This is a genomic window from Clostridium sp. CTA-17 (assembly GCF_054767895.1).
The window spans coordinates 1-595 of record NZ_BAAABF010000028.1 but is presented as its reverse complement, the minus strand read 5'-3'; the positions used below and the strand labels follow the sequence as shown (position 1 = coordinate 595).

Genomic DNA, 595 nt, shown 5'->3' with positions numbered 1-595 from the left:
ATTGCTACTAAAACAGCTAAGGTTACAGCCGGTGAAAACGGAAGTGGTACTTGGGAGCTAGACTTTGGTAATCAAAAACTTCTAGTTGGCGAAAAGTATGTTGTATTTGAGAATGCTAAATCTGTTGAAAATCTAATTGATACAGATAACAACTATGAATTAGATACAAAGCAAGTTGTAAAACATGAAGATAAAAATGATAAAGCTCAAACTCTTATTGTTGAAAAACCTACTCTTCCAGAAGTTAAAGATGGTACTTTAAAAACTACTGTAACTGCTGATGGTGTAAATGGTTCTTCTGAAAAAGAAGCTTTAGTAAACTTTGAAGATTCTAAAGACGGTGTAGATGTTAAGGATACTATAAACTACGAAGGTTTAGTAGCTGGACAAGACTACACTTTAACAGGTACTTTAATGCATGTAAAAACTGATGGATCTTTAGAAGAAATYGCTACTAAAACAGCTAAGGTTACAGCCGGTGAAARCGGAAGTGGTACTTGGGAGCTAGACTTTGGTAATCAAAAACTTCAAGTTGGCGAAAAATATGTTGTCTTTGAAAATGCTGAATCTGTTGAAAACCTAATTGATACAGATA

General features: G+C 33.9%; 1 protein-coding gene. It reads left to right on the top strand.

All coding sequences use genetic code 11. From position 1 onward, the window contains the following. The coding region (locus ACYUCG_RS15225; RefSeq protein WP_460268826.1) for a VaFE repeat-containing surface-anchored protein at nucleotides 1-595 on the top strand (595 nt) is incomplete at both ends.